This is a genomic window from Paenibacillus sp. GCM10027626 (assembly GCF_042676285.1).
GTDB lineage: Bacteria > Bacillota > Bacilli > Paenibacillales > Paenibacillaceae > Paenibacillus_Z.
This window is the reverse complement of sequence record NZ_JBHTHC010000016.1, coordinates 78,639-102,180: the sequence shown is the minus strand read 5'-3', so window position 1 is coordinate 102,180 and position 23,542 is coordinate 78,639. Positions and strand designations below refer to the sequence as shown.

Here is a 23,542-nt window from a genome sequence, read left to right as displayed (position 1 = left end):
AAGTCCACTAATATTTGAAATGCTTTATGCCGACTTCCCGGCAGAGTACATATTTGGAAATGGCTGACCGATTATGGGCTTGCGGCTGGGCCAGCAGTCGAATGGCCTCAGGCAGGAAGGAGTTAAATTTAATCTCCATAATTGTTCTTCCCGGTTCGAGCACTTCTACCGAAGCGAGCCCTGGATCAAACAGGTCAAGCGTGTTAATACCGGCCGATAATTTCTTGTCGAACGTAATTCGCACATCGCTAGTTTCGTAGACGTAAGCTTCCCGCACATAGTCCACGATTACAGCGGGACGAAAGCCCCGCTGCGTGATAGCTAAGTAAAAATCGCGAAGTAAAGGAATAGTGGCGTCTTGCAGCACAGATCCATCTGCGACCAATAACCGGTCATATTGCTCGCGGGTGAGAGAAGCAGACTCCTTGCTGACGTAGTCGCCAAATTTACTTTTTCGCTCTAATTTAATGACCTTATCGCTGCCGTTGTATACGCGGATGCGATATTTTTCCCTTGAGAAGACACCATTGACCTTGTCATACAAAGCATGATTATGCGGCCCGTCGAAGTAGAGACTGCGAATGCCGTACCCGTCCTTGCCCAGCGAGTTACCATCCATCTCAAGTACAGCGGAGACACGCTGCCGAAGGGCAAGATACTCGTTCGGATGCAAGTAGTACTTCAACTCATGCCGCAGTTTGCGCCCAAGAAATTGCAATTCTATTCCACCTTTATTTGCCTGATGCCGAAGAACTTGTTGTCTTCATCATCTTCATATTGATCGAAAGCGACTTGCTTGTGCCCTTCCTTATCACGGATAATTACTTTCCAGTAATAGGTTCCCGGTGCAAGTGATTTCACTTTCATCTCTGTAACGGTCAGATCCTTTTGCTCCTCAACAATTTGCGTAAAGGCAGGGTCTTTGGCAAGCGACCAATCATAGAAAAGATCGTCACCTTGCAGATCGAACGATTGGTCCCAGAAGAACGTATAGGATCCATCCGCGTTTTTCGACAAATCCCCCAAAAAGACTGGTTTAGGCCGCTGAAGGTCATCCTCAAAACGCTTCATCGAGCGAGCAGGTGTTTCAATAATCCGCCTTAGCTCCTCATCCAGAGCAAAGTTTTTAATCGTCCAAAAGTTTTTATCTGGAGAACGTGAAGTGAAAAATTCGACGATCGGCCGATAGAGCTCAATTCGTTTTGCAACAGAGTCATTGTTAATGAGCTGATACAGCTCATCCATTTTCGCCTTCAATAAGTTAACATTTTCTTGGCTGCGGAAAAAGCGGTTATGCAGTACGACGTTCCAGTAGTTGCTCAGTCCGCTTTCGAAGTCGCTGGAACCGTTATGGCTGCGTTGAAGCTCAAACCCGCCGTCATAGTCCCACGGAACAAAATACCATTTGTCCGAATTGAGCGGCGAATAGAGTAAATAGTTTTGCGTGTTGGTGTCCATATTATCCATTAGCAAGTTGGATGCCAACCAAGTTAAATAGTTGTCCAGGTCAAAATGTTTTTCGATCACTTCATTAATTGGAATGGCGTCATTGTTGACATCATCCAGCATTTTTAGCAGCTTGTCGTGATCTTCGCGGCCTTCAATCTGCAGCACCTGTTCAAAAGCTTCCCGGTCATAAGTAGGATCCGACTGTGATTTCAGTACATCAGGGTAACGGAAAAACTCGAACATATTGGCCTTGTAGAATTGGCCATTCGGATCAAGCCAATGGTTTTTCAGATACATTTTGTTTGGATTTTCAACATGGGTGAATAACCCGTAATCAACGAATTCGTCGCCATCGTCACTGGTCGGTGACAAATCTTTTACAAAGAGATGGACATACTGCGTCCGCAAGCTGGAAATATCCTTCATTTCTTCGAAGAAATCGTAACTCAATTTTTGACGCAAGCGGGACGGATCATAGTAATGTTTGTTGAGATTAACAATTCTTTGATCATGCCATAATCCGGCCTCGCTGTTTAATTTGATTTTGTAAGACCGCTGCGCGGCGTATCTTGCAGAATTGCCGCGAATACCAATCTTCGCATTAGGTTCTGTTGCCCCATATCCGAAACTGCCCTCAACCGGTCCGCTGCCGTCAGCAGCGCCCTCTTGAACAATAACGTCAAGTTTGCCTTCTTCCATTCGGCTGCGAATACGATTAAGCGAGTACCAATCAACGCCGTCTTCTTTTGAACTATCCGGTAAAATCGTGACGTAAAGAGGAATAACATCGGTATCGACATCTCTTTCATAGATCCGTTTATCATCATGGAATCCATCCAACGAAGCAAAAGGCTTAACCACAGGCTCCGCAAGCCCGTAGTTGGGGTTCTTTTCAACTTCAGTTCCATCGGCATTGCTTGTACACCCGGCTAGTAAGACCGTTGCTGCAATTAACATGAAGGCTGAGGTCGTTGTCGTAATGCTGGGCTTTTTCCACAGCGGCGCACCAGGGCGGCGCTGCGAATTCTTTCCTTTGGCTAGTGTAGGCGCAGTACAGAATGTGTGATAATCGACATTACGGACATAGCTGACCAGCCTCGCCAAAGCGACGGCCAGTGTCAGAAACGATGCAAGGAACATGCCCAGACCATGATTTTCGGCCTGCATCGTCCAGAAGGTGAGACCGGCATTCAGAACAACGAACAGACTGCTTGTCACTAGCGCGCCTTTGCGATCATCAAAATAAAGCATCAGCAGCATCACAATAAAGGCGGTAATAAATAAGTAATAGGCCAGTACGAGCAAATTAAACGTCTCAAGTTGTTCCATTGTAAATCCAATAGCCGGGAGCAGCTTAATGCCTAGTGCGATCGATATAACTGTAAACAACAATTGTACCTCCATTATAAAGCTGATCTCCTGCATTAAAGTCCGCTGCATATCCCGTTTTGCCCGTGTGACCTCAGCATAATTGCCGCCATTTAATATTTTTGTATAGTAGTCACGATATTTTTCATAGAAGTTCGTTTCCAGGGATACAACAAAAGTGACCAATGTAGGGATAATGGTTAAATAAGCATAAAATACCGGCAAATCATATAAGGGTGAAATGACAAATGAATCGGCGACTGTCGCATGAAACGGTCCTAACCAGTATACAAGGCTATGAATATAAACCCCGGCATAGAAGAAAGTGCCGATGAAAAATAAAGCCGGATACTTGCGAATATAGCTTAGAAATTGGAAATAAAGCTTGCTGGATCTCGGCGGAAATACATGCTCAAAATGGCGGGCAGACAGCAGAGCGATAACAAGAAAGCCGATATCAATCATCACAAGTACCGCTGTCGCGCTTTTGAATGCTGTAAATGTCAGGACAATCCAAGAACCGAGAACTGCAATTGCTATCCCATACAAAAAGTTGCGGACGATTCGCTTGTAATCTTTTAAGGCCGAAAGATGAACAGCCTGCAGCCACACAACGATTAGCTCGGTAAAAAAGAGGAAAGCTGCCGCTTTGTAGCCAAAGCTTGCTGATATACCACGTAAAAAGAGCCAGGCGCTTATTGCCCCTACAGGCAGGCAAACAGCAATTGCGCCATATAATGACGAAAGCAGGTGATCGTACTGCTTATTAAACATGGCATCGGAAATAAACCGGGTAAGCAGCATGGAAATGCCGCCTGTAATTAATATTGAGAAAATGAAACAATAGACAACTGTGGCAAGCAGCAGCTCTCGTTCCAGAAAGGGAGCGCCGCTGAATGTCATCATTTGCTGCATGGCGATAATCATGGAAATACAAAGAACAGTAGGGCCGGCAGTAGTAAGTGAGGAATAGCCGTAAGCGCGGATACTGCTCAGCAACCCCTGCTCATGGAACAGCTTTCTTAGTTCGAAGCCGATGCCCGCCATTGTTCCACCCCTCCCATTGATGAATAAAGCTCACGATAACTTGCGATAAATTTGTCATGCATGTAATGCTTGCGTATGCGCTCTAACCCGTTTTTTCCCATTTGCTCGCGAAGCTTGCGATTAGCGCAAAGCTGAATGATGGCATTGGCCATTTGTTCGTAATGCATGACGGGTACAATCTCGCCAGCTTGCCCTATGCCATCGTCACGGCCATGCAGCAGCTCCCGGCAGCTCCCTACATCGGTTGCAACGACCGGTTTGGAGGAAGCCATTGCCTCCATAACGGCGAGCGGCATGCCTTCACTGACGCTTGACAGCAGCATCAGATCCATATGAGGCAAATATTCGGCAACGCGCACCTCGCCTGTAAAGGTAATGCCCTCGACTTGAAGGGAATCTACCAGCTGTAAACATTCCTCATGATATTCATCATTTTCATCGGCAGGACCCATGATATACAATTCCGCATCCGGCACCTGCTGCTTAACAAGCGCAAAGCTGTGAATCATCGTTTTTATATCTTTGATCGGTACAATTCGGACAATTGCCCCGAGCCGGACTACATTAGGAGCCGCCGCGGGAAGCACAGCGGCGGGCTCGGCTTGATTATTTTGCAGGTGAACGCCGTTCGGAATGATTGCAATTTTATCCGGCCGGCAGCCAAGCTCAATCTCAATTTCGCGATTGCGATTGAACAGGGTGATGACTTGATCAGCACTATCATAGGCGGAGCCGGATAACCGGTAAAAGTAGTCGATCCACAGATCCTTAAAATAACCTTTGACCCAGTCAGCCTTAATAATTTCTTCTTCTCGCTCCCTTGAATAAATGCCATGCTCTGTCAGGAGAAAGGGCTTATTGTATAAATATTTGGCCAGCGCGCCGATAACGCCGGCGTAGCCGGTTGAGACGCTATGATAAAGGTCTGCTTGCGGGATCTCCTCGCGTACAGATGAGAACAAAGGCAGAACCATGGAGCGGACGGTCCAGACCATTTCTGTAAATGGTATTTGCGAATATTTTTCTTCGCATAGTCGGGTCAGGACATCAAAATAATCCCGACTCATTAAAAAGTCGGAGGCTCTTTGGAACTGCTCGTTGCGCAGCAATGAAAATATTCCGGCCCAGTCGACATGTTCGTTCCCGCTCAGCAGTGAAAGAAAGGCTTCCTTCTGATTGGCGTCAAGCCGGACCCGGCTACTTGTTCCTGCTTCATCCAGCATTTCATCCAGGAATGTTTCCTTTACATCAATGACATTTGGCGGCAGCGTATATTTGAACTGACCCTGCTGCTGCCGGTGAGCGCCGATCGAGTGGATGACAAACTCGAATTCCGGCAAATTCGTCATTAAGGAGTGGATCCAGCTGGAAACGCCGCCGGTAATGTACGGATAGGATCCTTCAGCAATGATGCATATTCGCATATAAGGTTCAATCTCCTAATTTGATTTCGAAATCCGCTTTATGTGCAGTAATTAAATAAACGCCATCGTCTATTTTTTTTGTTTCGCAGCCTGAAAGCTCCGTCATTTTTCGCGAAGTTCGCAATATAAAATATTGTTTGCTTTGAAAGGACTCGATTTTACCGTGAATGACGTGTTCGTCTTGTGTAAAATCGACGCGGCTATTGAGCATTTTTTCCATATCAACTGCGGCCTCGGCACCCGTCATTTGACGCAGCCAAGGGTAGGTGTCATCAAGCCGTTTCAACATAGCTGAAAATTGGGAATAGAGATGCTCCCAATCCAGCGATTGTCCCCTTTCGGCATCAAGCAAATCATCCGGATGAATAAAGTGCGAGAAAAAGCCGTGCGTGGTGATCGCATTTGCCATCATCCAGCGATCAAAAGGCCTCTCATAATAACCCGACGTCAGCCGCGGCATCTCCAGAATGCCATCATTAGCAATTTCGAATTCTTGTACATATGCAACGCCGGAAGCATCCTCACCATAGAGAGAAGAAATAACAGCCAGGTTTGGCCAGCCCTTTTTGAGCGCTTCTCGTCCTTCAGGATCCATTACGTTTGACGGCGGCACGTAGGAGACCATCGAATAGTTTGGAAAAGCCTCTGCCGCAAAGCGTATGGCTTCTTCCACGGATTCCGCCATATCTTCGGTGCTTACCCAAGGAACATAATCGAATTCATCAGCGACTTTCTTACTCAGTGTGAATGATTGGTGATTATAGCCATGCAGTCCGATTTCGCCGCCATTTTTCAGCACTTCTCGCCCGAAGGCGATGAGGCCGCGCAAATCGGCATCAATAGGCGCTCTGAATGGGGGCTGTACATTATCGTGATACGATTCAATTAGTACAGCGGTAAATTTTACATCAAACCGTTTGGCTGCCCGCAGCATATCCGGCCACCAGATCTCTTTATAGAAATTGGGAATGGTGCGGTGGTATTGAGCATAAATTTGCTTATCTATGCCTGGAGGCAGCGGCGCCGGGAAATCATCAATATAGAAGAGCTTCGAGTTGAAGACCGGATAGATGAAGTCTGGCTCCAACATACTAATCGCTCCGGCGAAAAATCCCCGATTGTATTTCTCGATCAGCATCGTCCCGTTCAATACCATAAACTTTCCTTTACCGTATGTGTAATCCCATAATAAAGGGACGCCCTCATTCGACACGGCATGAACACGACTGTTATCATCCAGCTCTACTAGAAGAGAGGAGTTCCCGACAAAAGAATCAGTAGTTGTCAAGCCTTTCTCTCTGATTAATACATTGGAGACCAGTTTGATTCCGGTAGTTTGATCGAGCAATTCTGCACCGATAATCCCCATCTTGCGATAGATGCGATAGAAGGCGTCACTCACATCCGGGCGAATAGCCACGAAAACATAGCCGCCTTGCTCGACATACTGGGACAGCTCATCCATATCACCGATCAGATCCAGCCGTTCCGTAGCGATAACAACCGTTGAACAAGCTGATGGTGTGTAGCGGTTCTTATTCACATCAAACGACTCGACCGGCTTCTTCATATAAGCAAGCGTACGCGCGGTTTGCTTTTGAACTAACACACTTTCGTCGTTGCTGCTGTCATAAAGGATGCAATACGGGACCCCTGTGGGCTTCAGCGCTGCAGCATCGGCCGCGGCGGGCTTCCATATCTGCTTCTGTCCGGGCAATGCTTCATTTCGGCTTGATTGCAGGACATATTTGGAGCTTGTTAATTGAATGGCAACAGCGAGTAATAAAATACCGGCAAGAATAATGTATACATTTCGTTTGAGTTGCACTTTATGTTCCATCTTAGGCTCCTTCCGTCCAGAATCGGACGCTCATAAGCGCCTGGTTCGATAAACGCAATGGAGAATTTTTCAAGTCCTCAAGCGTCTCTTTTAGCTTGTCGATCGAACGGGTAGTAAAGTATACTTTCATTAGTTTCAAATAGGCATCTTCACTATGAGGACATTGCCGCAGATAAGCCACGGCAGTATGTTCTGCAAGAACATATTCGCCCAGCAGCAAGTCAGTATCGATTTTCTCGCAATAATTATTTTCATGATCAGGTATGAGCTCAAGCAGGCGGCCAAGTAAGCCGGAATATGTATATCGATGCTTGGTTAAGGTCCGCTCATCAAGAAAGCCGCTCTGCATGTAGCTTCTCAAAACATCTGCATAAGCTTGCAATAAGAAAGGATCATCCTTGTTTTCCTCATATTGTACGGCAAACTGCTGCAATTGCAGTGTCAGCTTCCGTTTGATTTCCATTATGGCACTGACGGCATAGTGGGAGGTTTCCGTATCGTCGTTGCTGACTGCCATCTGCAACACTTCCAAATACTCCAAGGAATCTTGCTTCAACAGGTCAATCATAACCCGGCGGCGAGTAGGGTAATCGTTAATAAGCAGCGCTTCTTCCAAAGGTACAAGATTCATCTCTTCTTCTGTATCAGGCTTGCTGAGAGGCTTTATGTTAGCGGCGCCAGACAAGTCGAAATGATCGAAGATCCGCTGGTTTTTTTCCAACTCTTCTGCCGAGCGGTTGCGCTGCGGCCAAAAAGCAGGCAGCAAAAAACCGACAACAGGCAGCCCTATGGCGAGGGCCATTCGCATGGCCCATTCCCGTCTGTCGCCTCTGGAGAGCAGTCCAATTAAAACTCCGCATACAATAACATAGAGTATATAGATCCACTCAAACATATTGTTCATCCTCTTTTGTCAGGTGAAGATATATGCCGTTGCTCTTCAATCGTTCCAGCACATGGGCAGCTTCTTCATTAGTAGAATTGCTAAGCAGCACCATTATTTCACCATGCTCTCCGGCTCCAATATAATCTGTCTCGCGGAGCACGCGCGAAATTTCATTTGACCAGTCGAGCAGGTTTCGCTTACCGGGGGAAGCAGAGAGCAAGACGTAGTCAATACCATGCTTGGACTTGGCCTGTTCTTTGCTGTTAACAATTTCGAGAAATACCTCCGGTTTCAGAATGGAAGTGCCCGGAAGGTAACGCTGTTCTTCTGTAGCCTGTACGTAGGCAAGGGCCCGAGCCAGTGCTGAAGAAACCAGTTCGACTGTGACGCTAAACAAGTTCTGGCTGGACAAGGTGAAATTTTCGAACGGCATATTGTAAATCGCAATCACAATGACCGGTATGCCATTATTGAAGACCGGAGCGGCAAGCATCGGAGCATGGCCATCCAAGTCTTTATTCACAAATAACGTACGTTCCTGCAGCACATGCCGGGCGAATGGCTCTTCGTCTACCTTGAGCGATTTGGCAGAATTAAAGGAGCCGCCACTTGAGTGGGAGACCAGCCGCAAATAAGTGCCATTTTTATTCGTCGTATAAATACAAATACCTTGTCCTTTCATCGTCGATTCTAGTACGCTTATAGTAGAAGTAAATATTTTTTCCGGCTCGAGACTCTCCAGTTCCTTCGTTACAGAGTAGATCTTGCCGAAGCTGTCATTGTTGTTCAGCACTTGCATCTGCAAGCCATCTTTTACAAGGCGTGTCTCGTTATAAACATCGTTAAGAAAGGTATATTTCTCTTCCAACGTCGCTTTGCTTTCTTCGAGTGTATGTATCTTGAGATTTTTACGCTCGATTGCGTAGCCGACGATCAGACCGATGAATAAATAGACGGCTGTATGGAAGAAGAAATTCGTATCATTCAATAGGGAAACCATCTCTCGTCCGTTAAATAATTGTTGGTAAATGAACAAGAAGATGGAGAGCGCAACTGCAATTAGTGATTGACGATTGCCGTACAAAATACCTAAAAAGATAATATAAACCAGACGGAAGTCGATCAAGTCATACATAGTGTCTTGCAGCGATAAGGTTGCCCATGCAGTAATAGCAAATGCGAGCAAATTTTCCGCGTAGGGAAGCGATGCCCTGAAGAACTTGGAAAAGGAAGAAGTCTCGGTTGTTGTCTCTTCTTTGTTGGCAACAGCCTCTTTACTCTTCTGATCTCCAGCAAACCATTCGTATGTTTTTTTAAGACCTTCTGAAAAGGAATACTTTGGCGTCCAATCCAGTGCATTCTTGATCCGTGTATTATCCAGTGTTGAACGATAGATATCTCCGGGGCGGCTTTCTTTATATTTAACTTCTATTGGCCCGTGAAGAGCGCGCAGCGTTTCCACAAGCTCGTTCACACTTGTTTCAGTATTGGTAGACAGGTTGTAGACACCGGTCAAAGTAGAATAGGAAGCGCGATAGATTGCATCGGCGACATCTTCTACATAAATAAAATCGCGTGTTTGTCCGCCGTCTCCAAAAACAGTGAGATCTTTGCCTGTGATTGTACGTTCATTGAAAATAGAAATAACGCCACCTTCCCCAACGCTGCCTTGGCGAGGGCCGTATACATTAGAAAAGCGGAAACATATAGTTTCCAAATTATATATTTCTTTCCATTTTTGGCAATAAGTTTCTCCTAGCCATTTGTTCAAGCCATAAGGCGAAATTGGGTTTCCGGGCTCGCTTTCGGGCAGCGGCAGACGATCGTTTTGACCGTAAATTGCAGCAGATGAAGCAAAAATGAATTTTTTCACACCATATTTATGTGATAATGAAAGCATATTGGACAAGCCTAAAATATTGGATTTTGTATCAAGTCGGGGATTACTCATGGAAGTGGTGACATCGACTTGTGCTGCAAGGTGGACAACTGCATCGAATTGTGTGCTGCGAAAAATCTCCTCGCATTTGCGGTCTTCGACTGGTAAAATATAGCCCGTATGCTTAAAATCAATATTTTTTTTATTGCCTGTGGACATGTCATCCACTAAAAAAACTTCATAGCCTTCCTTGTGGAATCGCTCTGCTACGAAAGAGCCGATAAAGCCGTAGCCGCCTGTTACGAGTACTTTCATCGTTAGGTTCACCGCTTTTATATGAATTTTCCATTAGAAAGTTGTAATAATTATCAGTATACAACAACGAAATATACAATACACCAAGAATCTATACAAATACTGAACAAATTGTAAAAAAGGACTATTTCGCATTTTTTGAGAGGTGGGAAAACCATGAAAAAACAGTTATTTCGTCGAATTATGGCACTTTTTTTGTTTGCGCTCATTGCTGGTGTGTCTAGTGTCCTAATCTTTAATAATTCGGATGCAGCCAAAGAGGTGAAACGTACTTTGTTCAAACCGGTTGAATCAGAGGAAGTGCTGGCAAACCCCTATATAGGCTTTGTTGCAGATGCAAGAACTACCAGCGACATCGAACAGCCTGTACGTCTGGCGCATGCAAATATGACTTGGCGGGAGCTTGAGCCGGAAAAAGGAAAGTACGCTTTTGAAGAAGTGGAAAAAAAGTTCAACATGGCTTATTGGAAGGAGCAGGGAGTGCATCTGGTCATTCGGGTCATCCTGGATTACCCGCGCAGCGAATCTCATATGGACATACCGGACTGGCTTTATGAAGAAATAGGCCATAAAGGGAAATGGTACAGCATGGATTATGGTGAAGGTTTTAGTCCAGATTATACGCATCCCGCTTTAATTAAAAATCATGAGCTGCTTTTAAAAGCATTAGGGAAAAGGTATAACAACAATCCGCAGATCGCTTTTGTGCAATTAGGGAGCGTGGGTCATTGGGGAGAATGGCATACAAAAAATGATGGCGATACAGCGATCGTTTTTCCTAAGCGCAGCATTACCGATCAGTACGCCACTCATTATGCGAAGTCGTTTCCAGACAAGCATCTGCTGATGCGGCGCCCGCATGAGATCGCTGTGGCTTATGGCATGGGACTGTATAATGATGCATTTGGCGATAAGCGCTCTACGATCGATGAATTCTACAAATGGTCTACGAAAGGTTATACTTCATGGCTGACAAAGGAAAAGGAGCCTGCCATGTTGAATTATTGGACGAAAGCGCCGAGCGGTGGCGAGTTCATGCCCGATTCCAATTTTATGAAGGACAGCAGAATTGAAGAAACGTTGCGTCAAGCGCGCATGACACATGTTTCGTGGCTGGGGCCAAGTGCGCCCTATCGTGAGGAAGATACAAAGTACCAGAGCAATATTGACCGGTTTTTGAAAACGATTGGTTATCGCTTTGTCATCACCGAAGAATCACATGAGGAGACTGTCAAGGCCGGGCAGAGTTTGAATATTGAATTGCAGGTGAAAAACCGGGGTGTGGCGCCGTTTTACTATGAATGGCCGTTCGAGCTCTCACTCTCAGACCAGAACGGAACAATTGCAGTAAAAATGAACACGGATCAGGATATTCGCAAATGGCTTCCCGGAACAAGCAAAGCAGTCTTTTCTCTACCGCTGCCTAAAACATTAGCCGCTGGCACATATACGGTTAACGCAGCAATCATTGACCCGAGCAATGGCAAGCCGGGGGTCGATTTTGCTATTGAGGAACGCCGCGAGGATGGTCGGTTTGCCTTAGGGACAGTGAAAATTATGGCTATAAAGTAATATCGGCACAACTAATCCATCTTACCTATAAAATTAGTAAAAAAGTGTTTAACAAATGTGTGGAAGATTGTGATAAAATGGAATCAAGTCTAGCTTCTGCCGGAATTTATAGCTGTATCGTTAAATAACATATAACATGAAAATCGCAAACCATTCGAAAGGGTGGGACGCAAAGTCTGAGTCTAACGCATTGTATAATGCTATGACCGTTCGACTGCCATGATTATTTTATCGTGGCAGTCTTTTTTATTGACCTACAGCATAAAACTGAGCAGAGACTTATAATATGTAAATGAGGTGAGAAATTGGCTCATTTAGTGCGAGTTTTGAAGAGTAAGAGTTATGGAGTATTAGCTTTTATGTTGCTCTGGGGACTGTTCGGCAGCTTGATCCTAGCGCCGTCATCTGCTATTGCAACGGGGGATCCTGGATTTAATTATACAGTAACCTCCAATGTGTACGAGCTCAATCGCGGCGAGTATATTGCATTAAAGGTAGAATATGAAGCGAAACAGGTGGGGGCCATAAATGAAGGCGATCAGTTAACGTTTACGTTGCCTTCTATATTAAAGGATGTAACGCCAAAGTATCCGCCCGAGCATATTCGCGATTGCTCAATAACGGAAAATGAAGAAACTTCGCAAACTGAGGTAACTTGCACTTTCGGTGCTAATATGCAGTCAGGCCTTAAAGGGTATATGCTGCTAGAGGCGACGCTAAGCTGGAAGGCTGAGCCGGGGACATTGCCGATTGTGGTAACAATCAAAAATATGGTTACGACGCTCGATGTTACGATTGTTGATCCCGGTAACGGCGGTCCTAAAGAAAATCTGATAGAAAAGTGGAACGGCAATCTAGGATTTGATGAAAATCACAACGGTGTCGTAACAGATCCGGGAAAACCTATCGAATATTATATTCGTGTAAACGGTGCACTGAAGGATTTGAAAAATGTAAAGGTCGTGGACTATATCCCGCCCGGTCTTGAATTAGTAGAGGATAGTATGAAGTTCTATGTTGATTCCCCGTATGAGGAGGAAAATCTACTAAAGAAGCCGCCACATTGGAGCGTTAACAATAATGAAATTCATTTTGATTTTGGCGATATCGAACGGGCTTACTTCATTAGATATGAAATGAAAATCGTTGATCTAAAACCAGAGTATAACAATAGCGCGAAAATCACCGCTGACGGTGAAAAAGAGTATACAGCGGAAATCGTAAAGCTCGGTAAAACTGCGGGAGCGATCAATGTTCTTAAAAAGGCAGACAAAGAACTGCTGTCCAGCGATCAAGGATCGGATCAAATTGTTAATTATACGATTCAGTTCTACAGCTTTGGCGAGTTCAAGCAGAACTCCATTGTTGTAACGGATTTGATTGACAGCCGCGTTGATTTAATCGAAGATTCAATTGTAGTTACAGATCAGTTCTCCTATACGTATGACCCGGTTGAGCACAAGCTGACAGTTACTAATGATAACCGAAGCATTAAAGCTGGCGAACAACCTAAAATTGAGTACAAAGTCGATTTCAGCAGACTGGAACCGGGAGCGAAAGTAAGTAATATTGCCAATGTGGGCAATGTGCCTACGAATGAAGTGATCGTGGAGAAGAAAGGAAAAGATCCGGAGATCCCGAATCCGAAGCCAGATCCAGACCCGGAAGGCAAAATCGAAATCGTTAAAGTCGATGCCGACGATCAAAATAGGAAACTGGAAGGCGCTGCTTTCACCTTGAGCCGCAAGAATACTGAAGGGGAACTGGTTGTTATCGCCTCGAAAACAACAGATGCAGACGGCACTGCAGTATTCGAAGGTTTGAAGTATGATGATTATGTTATTCAAGAAACCGCCGCACCAAAGGGCTACCAATTGGATGGAACGAAACATTCGGTTTCACTCCAATCACCAAAGGTTTCGCTTACTTTCACAAACCAAAAAGAAAGCACGCCTAATCCGAAGCCAGACCCGGATCCGGATCCTGATCCAGAGACTCCCTACCCTTGGAATCCTTACCCAGGTACCGAGAGTCCGAAGCCGGATCCTAATCATCCAATAGATCCTGTAGAACCGGTGACGCCGCAAAACCCGAATGTGCCTGTCGAACCGACAGATGAAGGGGAATTAGTGACTATCGTTGATGAAGAGGTGCCGCGCGGCCAAGCAGATGGAGCTGAAAAGCCGGATCTGACTGATGAACTTTTGGAAGAACCCGCTATAATAGAAGAAACTGTTTCTGTTGAGACAGAGGCCGTCCCGCTAGCGGGCTTGGGAGATAAAGTAGCCGCAGTAGATAAGCTCCCTCAAACCGGAGAAACTAGCCCGACTCCTTATTATTGGAGCGGCCTTGGATTGTCTGCGCTTGGATTATTGTTGCTAAGAGGCAGGAAGCTGAAGAAGAACAGCCAGCAATAGGTGGAATCAAAGAAAGAAGTAAAGGGACTCTGCTCCCTTTACTTCTTTCGGTTTGAAAAGAGGCATAAAGATGCGAAAAATTGCGGCTTTACTCATTATTGCGGGTATTATTGTTATGCTCTATCCGTCTATCACGAATTGGATTGATGAGCGGCGGGAAGCCAGGCTGCTGGATGAAATGGAAGATGTTATGGCTGCCTATGATACAGAGGCTGCGCCTCAGGTTCAGACCCATTACAGGGGACTGGACGATATTTTTGATGAAGAGCAGACGGAGCCGGAGGCTGAGATGGTGCCGGAGCCCGTAGCGGTGAACGATGACGATGAAGAGGCGGTGCCAATCGCTACCTTAGAAATCGCCAAGATTGATTTGAAGGTCCCGGTGCTTGAAGGAGCGACTAAAGAGAATATGCGGCATGCGACTGCACACATGAAAGAAACGACACCGCTTGGTGAAGTAGGCAATGCTGCCATCGCCGGCCACCGCATGCGCAAAAAAGGAAGGCTCTTTAATCGGCTGAATGAAGTAGCTGTAGGCGATCAGGTTGTCGTCAAAAAGCAAGGCCACGAATATGTCTATACCGTGTTCAACACAACAAGGGTAAAACCGGAGGATGTATCGGTACTTAATCGTAATGATAAGGATAAGGTTCTTACGCTTATTACCTGCGACCCGCTTGTTAATCCCACTCATCGTTTGATCGTCCACGCCAAAATAGAAGAATAATGTTATAGAAGCGAATCAGCATACGGATGCAGATTCGCTTTTTTCGATCTTATGGCATTTATAAGTTTCACCCTATACACATTTCTAAGGGAAGAAACTTGTCTCGCACCAAGGACCGCGTCAGCCGTTTCTTCTCAGTCAAGTCAGTATCCGGCAATGATTCCGCTTGAGAAATTGCATCATCTCATCGAATAGCGTCCCGCTATCAGGTTCGTAAAAAACCGCGATTTCCCGCTCGTACGCATAATTAAACCGTACGTAGCCCCCCATGGATTGGAAAAACAATATTCCAGTATATTCGTTCTCGATCACAAGATCCGGCCCGAACCGTTCCTTGCACCGCTGCCCCAGATCGTGCATTGCAAGACGGCGATCCCCCTCGGCCGTGAAATGAAAAAAAGCATGCTGCCGCGTAGCGTTCCACGGCTCGAAATAAGCTGGAACATGCTCGGCATCCCCATAGGCTTCGTAATAGATCCGATCCAGGAAGGCCGTATAATCGGGCTCCGCGGCAGGTTTGGCGGCAATGCGCTCCGAATGTCTGGGCAGCCAGAGCACGCCATCGACATCCGGATGGACGGCAAGAAAATCCCCGTCTATGGTCGTTCCGATCGAGATGCATTGGCCGATTTGTTCCTCTGTAATCGGGCATGTCTCGTCGTGTTCCCAAAAGCCGTATTCGACGAACGGCGGCAGCACGTCGGGGTCGGGCGCCTGCACATTCAACCAGCCCTTGTAGGTGCCTTCCCCGTATTGGGCGAGAAACCGGATATAGTCATCCGGAAATTTGACCTTCCATTCCCGTTCCATCCGTTCTGTCTCCTCGGAAGCAACCGGGTTCGATTTATTGGATACAAGGTACATCGCTTTATCATCCTCTCCTTAAGCGGCAATAAGCCGATAATCGATATGAGGGGCAGCCCCGCGGACGGCAAGTCTGACCGCTCCGGTTAAACACTACCATTCTACCAAAAATAGGCGTCTGGTTCATGCTTTCGGCTAGCGAGCCCATCATTCGACTACGCCGCGGCCACGCATAAGGCGATTTGGAGGTCTGCTCGTCTTCATGGTAAGATTTGAATAGGTTTATTATTTTGTCAAGGAGGGGTTATGTGAATTACGCTGCATATTTTGCCGGGAACCGGGAGAAGCATCTCGCAGAATTGAAGGAGTGGCTGGCGATCCCCAGCATTTCGGCCTTATCGGAGCATAAGGAGGATGTCAATCGAGCTGCCGAGTGGCTAGTACAAACATTGGAGCGGGCGGGATTGGAAAATATTAAAATTCATCCGACAGCTGGCCATCCTATCGTATATGCCGATTACTTGCACGCTCCCGGCAAGCCGACAATTCTGGTCTACGGCCACTATGATGTACAGCCGGTCGATCCGCTTCATTTGTGGCAATCTCCGCCATTTGAACCGGAAATACGCGATAACAAGCTGTATGCCCGCGGGGCGACGGACGATAAAGGGCAGCTGTTTTTGCACCTGAAAGCCATTGAAGCGATTTTATCGCAGGAGCAGTCGCTGCCGGTTAATATTAAAGTATGTATTGAAGGCGAGGAAGAAATTTCGAGCGCCAACCTGCATCATTTCCTGGGAGCCAATCGGGAGCTGCTGGCTGCAGATGCAGTGCTCATTTCCGATACGGAGCTGCTGGGGCCTGGCCGTCCGTCTATTTGCACAGGGTTGCGCGGTCTTTGCTCGTTGGATATTTCGCTGCGCACGGCCAATACAGATTTGCATTCCGGCACTTATGGCGGCGGCGTTCCCAATGCCCTCCATGCGATGGCCGAGCTGCTGGCCAGCTTGCATGATAAGCAAGGCCGGGTTACGGTAGCCGGATTTTATGATGACGTCCCGGACTTGACGGCGGAAATGCGCGCTGAACTGGCCCGCAAAGGGACTGATGAGGAAGCTTTGAGGCAGAGGCTTGGCCTGTCGGCATTGTTCGGTGAGGACGGCTATACATATGTGGAGCAGACCGGAGCGCGCCCGACTTTGGAGATTAACGGGATGTATGGCGGCTTTCAAGGAGAGGGAACGAAGACGGTCATTCCTTGCGAAGCGCATGCCAAAATTACTTGCCGGTTGGTCGGCAAGCAAGATCCGCAGGATATATTGGACAAAATTACACGCCACATCGAAAATCATGCGCCTGTGGGGGCGCAAGTATCGGTCGTACAGCGCGAGAAGGGAAATCCGTTCACAATCGATACCTCGCTGCCAATCCTGCAAAAGGCTGCTAATGCGTATGAGCGTATTTATGGCGTCCGTCCCGTATTTACGAAAGATGGCGGATCAATTCCGATCGTTGAAGCATTGTCGCGCGAGCTATCTGCCGACGTTGTCTTAATGGGCTTTGGCCTGCCTACTGAGAATTTGCATGCGCCTAATGAGCATTTCCATCTGGAAAACTTCGATAAAGGGCTGTTGACAATTGTGGAGTTTTTGCAAACAATTTGAACAAACCCATCATAGAATGGCAAGTTTGTATAAAGTGAATCCGCTGCCATGCAGTAAAATCAAGGAAACTGTCGAACCCGGCAGTTTTTTTGTTTGTGCTTGTTCATAAATGCTTAATAGAATGTTCAGTAATTGTTCAGCCGCCGTGTCTATAATTGTCAGTTAGAAAATGATGTAAAAAACGTGGTGGTCTGTTCCCCTTCTTACTTATAAAAGGACAGGCCTGGTTGGTAGTGAATAGGGAGGGAGAATCTACCGAAATTGACGAAAAAGAGAGAATGAGAGAAGCATGTGTAGGACACAAACATGTAAAAACAAGAGAGGTGAAAGGCAAAGGTCATGAAAGAAATGAAAAAGATATTTTCATTTGTCTTAGCACTAGTATTGATCATCAACCTGCTTCATCCCGGTTCGATCATTAGTGCTGAGGGAACAGCTGCTGGGAATGTGACTAGTGTTGTTGACAGTACTTATGGCACAAATGAACAGACTGCGGCAATGGCAGCCCCTGCTGTAACCAACTCGGTATATGAGGGCAAGGAAATCATAACTTCGATCCAAATCAAAACGCAGACGGGCCCTAACACATGGGAGAGTATTGAGAGTATCAGACCTGATCTGAACTCGCTTGTACAGGTGAACCTGATCTGGAAATTTAAAGCAGACCATCCTTACCAGCCAGGTGATGCTTTCGAATTTTATCTGCCAGAGAACTTTAAGCCGGAATACAATACGGAAAAATTGAAGGGTCCCATATTGTTGAAAGACGAAGATGGCGTAACCGACATCGAGATTGGCACCTATGACATCACGCCTGAGGGTAAAGTGACATGGATCTTCAACGAGTACATTGCCGATGGAGCAGAGCTATCCGGTGACTTCTACGTCTATCGTTATTTCGACGAGAGCAAGCTTGGTGAAGGCACGAAGCATAAGGTGGAGTTCAAAAACTCCGGCAAGCAATCGATAGAGGTTCATTTCAAAAGCGAGCTTAAGGATGAAATGACGAAGCAAGGTAAACCTAATAAAAAGGTGAACGCTAGTACAATCGATTGGGTTGTAGACTTTAACTTGGGCGAGCAGCGCATTGAGGGCGCTAAGTTTACCGACAAGCTTGGAACGACAGTAACAACGGCAGGAATGGTCTTTGATACAGATTCAGTGGAAATTGTTCCGTTAATCGTCAATATTAAAGGTGATCCTAAAGAAGATGAGTCTGCAACGACAGCGTACAAGCCTGAATTTTCTGACAATGATACGAAGCTCGACATCGATTTCGGAGACATTGAAGGCGCATTTCGGGTTAAATATACGACTAAAATTACAGGCCCTGTAGATAGTAATTACGAAAATACAGCGACAGTTACAGGTACCAATCTTCCAAAGGTGCTTGAAGTTGCGAAAGGCGTCTATGTCAGCTACAGCAAGTCGCTGAACAAATCAGGAAGTGCTGAGCTCGGCCCTGATGAGAAGGGGAAACATACTGCGAATTGGATAATTGAATATAATTACAATGAGCAAAAAATTGCTAAGGACAACGCTAAAATTACGGATACCTTCTCTAGCAATCAAGAACTGGATGTTAACACGATTGAAGTGGTTAGAGTAGAGATCGATGATAACGGCAATGCGGAAGAAATAGAAACATTGGACAAGAGTGATGGAAATGTTCAAGGTGACTATACTGTCGTAGAAAATGGAAACACGTTCACCTTGCAATTTACGAACGATATTTCTTCAGGCTATAAAATTACATACGAAACCCATAATAAGGAACGCGTAATTATAGATGACCTGAAGCTGACTAACGAGGTAGAAATGCCTGACGAGGGTAAGAAGGAAGCTAGTGTTACCATTGGTCAGGTGGTTTTCCATAAATATGCAGGTAAGCCCAACTTTAAAGACAAAACAATCAATTGGACGATTGACTTAAACAAAGACAATCAGCCGATGAACACGGTTGTGATCAAAGACGACTTTGCGGGTCAAAGTATGGTTCTGCACGGTGATATCGAAGTTTATGACGCCAATGGTATAAAGGTAGAGTCTGGCTTCACTGTGACTAAGGCATCTGATCTGCCCGGCTTTACGTTAAGCTTTGACTCTCAGATTACTGAGAGATATACGATCAAGTATGCGACCCAATTCGATCCTAAAAAGCCGATACCGAATAACGGCAGCGGTTATAAGAATAATGCGACATTGACTTGGAAAGATGCGAACAATATTAGTCAGTCCATTAAAAAATACGTTTTGGTTGAAGTGGACAACTACACAAAAGAAAATGGAAACAAATGGGGCGAGTATGATGCGACGACCAAGCGGTTTACTTGGACGGTCGACATCAACTATAACTTACATCCAATTGGCAATGCCGTGGTAACTGATACATTCACTTCTAATCAAAAATTTGATCCGGATTCAATGAAGGTGTTTGAGCTGGAGTTGCAAGGTGGACCGGATAAGGTAATTGAAGAGAGAGAGTTGGACAACAAAACTGAGTATACGCTGATTGAGACGGCTAACGGCTTCGAGCTGACACTTGGCAAAACTGAATCTGCGTACCGTTTGGTCTACGACACGACGCTTGAGGGTGAAGTTGTAGAAGGCTCCTACAGCAATGAAGCTGTACTCACAGATGGATCAGATCCAGGCGCAACTACTCTGTTCAAAAAGGGCTTTACTGTTACACCTCCGCATAGCGGTGAGTATCTTGACAAGACTGGCGGTCAAGGAACAGGCGCTCAGTCGGATCTTGCTTTCTGGACAATTAATATTAACAGGAACAAATCCAAAATTGAAGAGGGTTCTGTGCTGACGGACAAGCTGTCCGATAATCAGTTTCTGTTGAAGGATTCCTTTAAGCTATATAAGACAACTGTAGCGGCAAACGGAACGGTTACAAAGATTGAACCTGCAGTGCTTCCAGAGGACGGAATTTATACACTCGATGTAACGGGCAACCGCTTTGAGCTGACATTTATTAACCTGATTGAAGAGCCTTATGTACTGGAATATTCATCGCTTATCAATGCCGACAGTGGCGAGAGAATTAAGAATGAAGCTTCTTATGAAGGCAAGACATCCGCGGCAACAGGCTCCGATAGTCAAACAGGCATTCAAGTCGTGTTTGTCGGTGCTGGCGGCAGCGGAAGCATCGGCAAGAAAGTAGAGCTGAAAGTAGAAAAAGTAGGCTCTGATGGTAAGAAGCTACCAGGCGCAGTATTCGAGTTATATGACAAATCCGGAAAAAATCTGCTGGATACGGCAATAACGGATCAAGATGGAAAAGCGAGCTTTAAAGGAGTTTTTGAGAAAAAGCAATATGTGCTAAAAGAGGCAAAGGCTCCTGAAGGTTATTTAGTTGATGCAGACTATGCAAATGGGAAACTGTTTCAAGATGGCGTACCTAGCGATCATGTAGTCGTCGTGAACCAAAAGATTATTCGCGGCTTTGAAGCGACAAAGCGCTCTGATCAGGATGGTGTGCTTCCAGGCGCCAAGTTTAAGCTGCAAATCGAAGATAACGGTACTTATGTGGATGTTCTGGACAAGAGTCAAAATCCGGCTGTTCCACTCACGCTCACTTCAGATGAGCATGGCAAGTTCGGATTGAGCGAAATGCCTCCAGGCGATTATCAGCTTGTAGAAATTGCTGCTCCGGCAGGTTATGAGCTGAATCCACAGCCTGTGAAGTTCGTTATTGATGAGAAGCAAACTGCCAAGAAAACATTTGATATTACTAACAATGTGATCGTTGGCTCGGTTGAGCTGCTGAAGGTAGACAGCGCAGACCAATCTCCGATTGCAGGCGTAGAATTTGAGATCCAAGATAAACAGGGAGCAACTGTAAAGACAGGCCTGAAGACAGACCAATCCGGGAAAATTACAGTTACAGGATTGGTATACGGCGACTATCAGTTTGTTGAAGTGAAGGCTGCGCAAGACTATCAGTTATCCCTTGATCCTTTGAAATTCTCAATTACAGAGAAAAATGTACTGCTGCTTAAGATGGAAAATACGCTCATCACCGGTTCAGTCAAGCTGGTGAAGGAAGCTTTGGACAATTCGGACGAGAAGCTTCCGGGTGCAAGATTTACGCTGATGGATATTGAGGGCAATGTCGTAACAGATGCGAACGGCAACAAGATGGAAGACTTAGTGACAGATGCCAACGGCGAACTGGTCGTTGAAGATCTGGCGCCAGGTAAATATCAATTTGTGGAGACTGAGGCTCCAGCGGGATATGTCCTGGATAGTGTGCCGGTTGGCTTTGATATTGTCAAAGGTCAAAATCCGGGTGAGCATACGCCTGTGACATTCAAAAACACCAAAAATCCGTTCGGTTTAGTTCAACTGACCAAGGTTGAAAAAGGCAATACAGCGAATAAGCTTGAATATGCAGTATTTACGATTTTGGATGAGAACGGCAAGATTGCAGTCAATAAAGCAGGTCAAAAGCTTGAAGGACTGACCACCGGCCAAGGCGGTATCTTGAGTGCAGTAGATCTCCCTGCAGGCAAGTATCAGTTTGTCGAAACGAAAGCGCCAGACGGTTATGAACTGGATGCTACACCGATCTCATTCACGATTGCCCCAGGTCAGAAGCCAGGTGAAGCTGTGCTGGTAACAGCAGAGAACGAGCGTCTGCAAACCGGTAAAGTGAAGCTGACCAAGGTAGAAAAGGGCGATACTGACAAGAAGCTTGCCGGCGCGAAGTTCACGCTTCAGGATGAGCATGGCAAGACGGTTGTCACCGCGGCGGGCAACCAGCTTGAAGGTTTGACGACTGATGCAGATGGTGAGCTCATCGTTACTGATCTTCCTGTCGGCAAGTATCAATTTGTCGAGACGGAAGCTCCGGATGGGTACATTGTAAATCAGACAGCAGCCACTTTCGAAATTAAGCCAGGACAAAAAACGGCAGAGTATGTCACTGTCACTGTAGAAAATGAGCTGAATCCGTTTGGCTCTGTGAAGCTGATTAAGGTGAATGAATCGACACCGAGCAAAACGCTTGCCGATGCTGTGTTTAACCTTCTTGACGAGCAAGGCGAAATCGTAGTAGATAAGGCTGGTAAGAAGCTCGAGGGATTGGTGACGGATGAGAATGGTGAAATTAACATTTCTGATCTGGTCGCAGGCAAATATCAGTTTATCGAGATTAAAGCTCCGAATGGATATGTCAGAGAGACAAATCCGATCAAGTTTGAAATACTGCCTGGTCAGAAGCAAGGCGAATATGTGACGGTAACGGTCGTGAACCGTTACGAGCCATATTTCCCATGGTTCCCGCCGACGGATCCGGACGAGAAGGAGCCAGGCAAAGGCGACCCTGAAGAACCAGGCCAACCAGGTAAAGGCGATCCTGAAGAACCGGGTCAACCAGGTAGAGAAGAACCTGAGGTACCGGACCAACCAGATCAACCGGGGAAAGGCGATACGGGCGAGCCGGGTAAACCGGAGAAACCAGGAAAGCCGGATCAGCCGAACAAACCACAAGAACCGGGTAAACCTGCAAAACCTGGCAAGCCGACCAAGCCTGCACCAGAAGATTATTTGGTGGAAGGTGAAGTAGATGTGCCGCGCGGCGGTGTTGTTGCAATAGGCAAACAGCCGAAAAACGGCCAAGTAACGATCGATGCGGACGGCAAATGGGTCTACAAACAGACACCAGGCACCAAAGGAAAAGATGAGTTCTCTGTCCTCATCACGGACAAGGACGGCAATGTGGAAGAAGTTTTAATACAAATCAATGAGGATGTACCAACAGGCGGAATTGCGTTAAACGAGAAAAAGCCCAATGTCGGTGGCGTTCTGCCGAAGACGGGCGAAGACAGTCCTCTGCCATTCCAAGTGGCAGGTCTGGCCCTGGTCATTATGGGGCTTGTAGCTTTGCGTAGAGTGCGCGGAAAGCAAAAATCATAGTGTAATGAATAAAGAGTCTGTCGAAGCAACATTATCGACAGACTCTTTTTACATCTACCAAAAAAACTGAAAACACGAAAATGAAAGCCAAATAAATGAAAAATTCTAGATAAAGTAAATTGTTTAGTGGATGTTTAGCGGCATCTTGTATACTTGTTTAGACAGAGGTGAAAACGGAACTCATCAATGAAGAGGGGAGGGCATAAACTTTTGTGATGGGGC

12 protein-coding genes and 1 riboswitch are annotated in these 23,542 nt (G+C 46.1%); of the genes, 5 read left to right on the top strand and 7 right to left on the bottom strand.

Going from position 1 to position 23,542, the window contains the following annotated elements:
* Positions 1-7 precede the first annotated feature (7 nt).
* Genes ACFQ0N_RS26360 through ACFQ0N_RS26335 form a run of 6 tightly spaced genes read right to left on the bottom strand, consistent with a single transcriptional unit; the run spans position 8 to position 10,208 of the window.
* The gene (locus ACFQ0N_RS26360; RefSeq protein WP_379331974.1) at positions 8-718 is read right to left on the bottom strand and encodes a polyphosphate polymerase domain-containing protein; all 711 of its coding nucleotides are present in this window, start codon (positions 716-718) and stop codon (positions 8-10) included.
* A gap of 2 nt (positions 719-720) precedes the next feature.
* A complete protein-coding gene (pelG, locus tag ACFQ0N_RS26355; RefSeq protein WP_379331972.1) occupies positions 721-3,864 on the bottom strand; it encodes an exopolysaccharide Pel transporter PelG in 3,144 nt (1,047 codons plus the stop codon).
* Positions 3,840-5,288, bottom strand: a complete 1,449-nt coding sequence (gene pelF / locus ACFQ0N_RS26350) for a GT4 family glycosyltransferase PelF (RefSeq protein WP_379331970.1) — start codon at positions 5,286-5,288, stop codon at positions 3,840-3,842. The genes pelG and pelF overlap by 25 nt, the downstream gene beginning before the upstream one ends.
* Positions 5,289-5,295: 7 nt before the next feature.
* Positions 5,296-7,128, bottom strand: a complete 1,833-nt coding sequence (locus ACFQ0N_RS26345) for a DUF2194 domain-containing protein (RefSeq protein ID WP_379331968.1) — start codon at positions 7,126-7,128, stop codon at positions 5,296-5,298.
* A 1-nt stretch (position 7,129) separates the two neighbouring features.
* Positions 7,130-8,023 (bottom strand): hypothetical protein, encoded by an 894-nt coding sequence (locus ACFQ0N_RS26340; protein ID WP_379331966.1) that lies wholly within the window; start codon positions 8,021-8,023, stop codon positions 7,130-7,132.
* Positions 8,016-10,208, bottom strand: coding sequence for an NAD-dependent epimerase/dehydratase family protein (locus tag ACFQ0N_RS26335; RefSeq protein ID WP_379331964.1), 2,193 nt, complete (start codon positions 10,206-10,208; stop codon positions 8,016-8,018). Before ACFQ0N_RS26335 ends, ACFQ0N_RS26340 begins: the two co-directional genes overlap by 8 nt.
* Before the next feature lie 156 nt (positions 10,209-10,364).
* Between ACFQ0N_RS26335 and ACFQ0N_RS26330 the strand changes: the two genes are divergently transcribed.
* The 3 genes from ACFQ0N_RS26330 to ACFQ0N_RS26320 all read left to right on the top strand — a co-directional run bounded on the left by ACFQ0N_RS26330 (position 10,365) and on the right by ACFQ0N_RS26320 (position 14,924).
* Positions 10,365-11,780 (top strand): DUF4832 domain-containing protein, encoded by a 1,416-nt coding sequence (locus ACFQ0N_RS26330; protein ID WP_379331962.1) that lies wholly within the window; start codon positions 10,365-10,367, stop codon positions 11,778-11,780.
* Positions 11,781-11,914: 134 nt separating this feature from the next.
* A riboswitch (cyclic di-GMP riboswitch) is annotated at positions 11,915-12,002 on the top strand.
* A gap of 137 nt (positions 12,003-12,139) precedes the next feature.
* Positions 12,140-14,197 carry a SpaA isopeptide-forming pilin-related protein gene (locus tag ACFQ0N_RS26325; protein WP_379331960.1) on the top strand — a complete coding sequence of 686 codons (2,058 nt, stop codon included), beginning with the start codon at positions 12,140-12,142 and terminating at the stop codon, positions 14,195-14,197.
* Positions 14,198-14,267: 70 nt separating this feature from the next.
* On the top strand, positions 14,268-14,924 hold the full coding sequence (locus ACFQ0N_RS26320; protein WP_379331958.1) for a class D sortase: 657 nt from the start codon (positions 14,268-14,270) through the stop codon (positions 14,922-14,924).
* A gap of 138 nt (positions 14,925-15,062) precedes the next feature.
* On the opposite strand, the gene ACFQ0N_RS26315 is transcribed toward ACFQ0N_RS26320, so the two are convergent.
* Positions 15,063-15,788: an SMI1/KNR4 family protein gene (locus ACFQ0N_RS26315; protein ID WP_379331956.1), complete on the bottom strand. Its 726-nt coding sequence runs from the start codon at positions 15,786-15,788 to the stop codon at positions 15,063-15,065.
* 248 nt (positions 15,789-16,036) lie between these two features.
* On the opposite strand from ACFQ0N_RS26315, the gene ACFQ0N_RS26310 reads away from it, so the two are divergent.
* Together ACFQ0N_RS26310 and ACFQ0N_RS26305 are read left to right on the top strand one after the other, a co-directional pair.
* Positions 16,037-17,392, top strand: coding sequence for a dipeptidase (locus tag ACFQ0N_RS26310; RefSeq protein WP_379331954.1), 1,356 nt, complete (start codon positions 16,037-16,039; stop codon positions 17,390-17,392).
* Positions 17,393-17,731: 339 nt separating this feature from the next.
* Positions 17,732-23,320 (top strand): SpaA isopeptide-forming pilin-related protein, encoded by a 5,589-nt coding sequence (locus tag ACFQ0N_RS26305; RefSeq protein WP_379331952.1) that lies wholly within the window; start codon positions 17,732-17,734, stop codon positions 23,318-23,320.
* Positions 23,321-23,542: the final 222 nt, after the last annotated feature.

Bases quoted from the DNA above. Each gene is read 5' to 3' on its own strand.
- pelG (WP_379331972.1), bottom strand. From the start codon at position 3,864: ATGGCGGGCATCGGCTTCGAACTAAGAAAGCTGTTCCATGAGCAGGGG.
- pelF (WP_379331970.1), bottom strand. From the start codon at position 5,288: ATGCGAATATGCATCATTGCTGAAGGATCCTATCCGTACATTACCGGC.
- ACFQ0N_RS26345 (WP_379331968.1), bottom strand. From the start codon at position 7,128: ATGGAACATAAAGTGCAACTCAAACGAAATGTATACATTATTCTTGCC.
- ACFQ0N_RS26340 (WP_379331966.1), bottom strand. From the start codon at position 8,023: ATGTTTGAGTGGATCTATATACTCTATGTTATTGTATGCGGAGTTTTA.
- ACFQ0N_RS26335 (WP_379331964.1), bottom strand. From the start codon at position 10,208: ATGAAAGTACTCGTAACAGGCGGCTACGGCTTTATCGGCTCTTTCGTA.
- ACFQ0N_RS26330 (WP_379331962.1), top strand. From the start codon at position 10,365: ATGAAAAAACAGTTATTTCGTCGAATTATGGCACTTTTTTTGTTTGCG.
- ACFQ0N_RS26325 (WP_379331960.1), top strand. From the start codon at position 12,140: ATGTTGCTCTGGGGACTGTTCGGCAGCTTGATCCTAGCGCCGTCATCT.
- ACFQ0N_RS26320 (WP_379331958.1), top strand. From the start codon at position 14,268: ATGCGAAAAATTGCGGCTTTACTCATTATTGCGGGTATTATTGTTATG.
- ACFQ0N_RS26315 (WP_379331956.1), bottom strand. From the start codon at position 15,788: ATGTACCTTGTATCCAATAAATCGAACCCGGTTGCTTCCGAGGAGACA.
- ACFQ0N_RS26305 (WP_379331952.1), top strand. From the start codon at position 17,732: ATGAAAGAAATGAAAAAGATATTTTCATTTGTCTTAGCACTAGTATTG.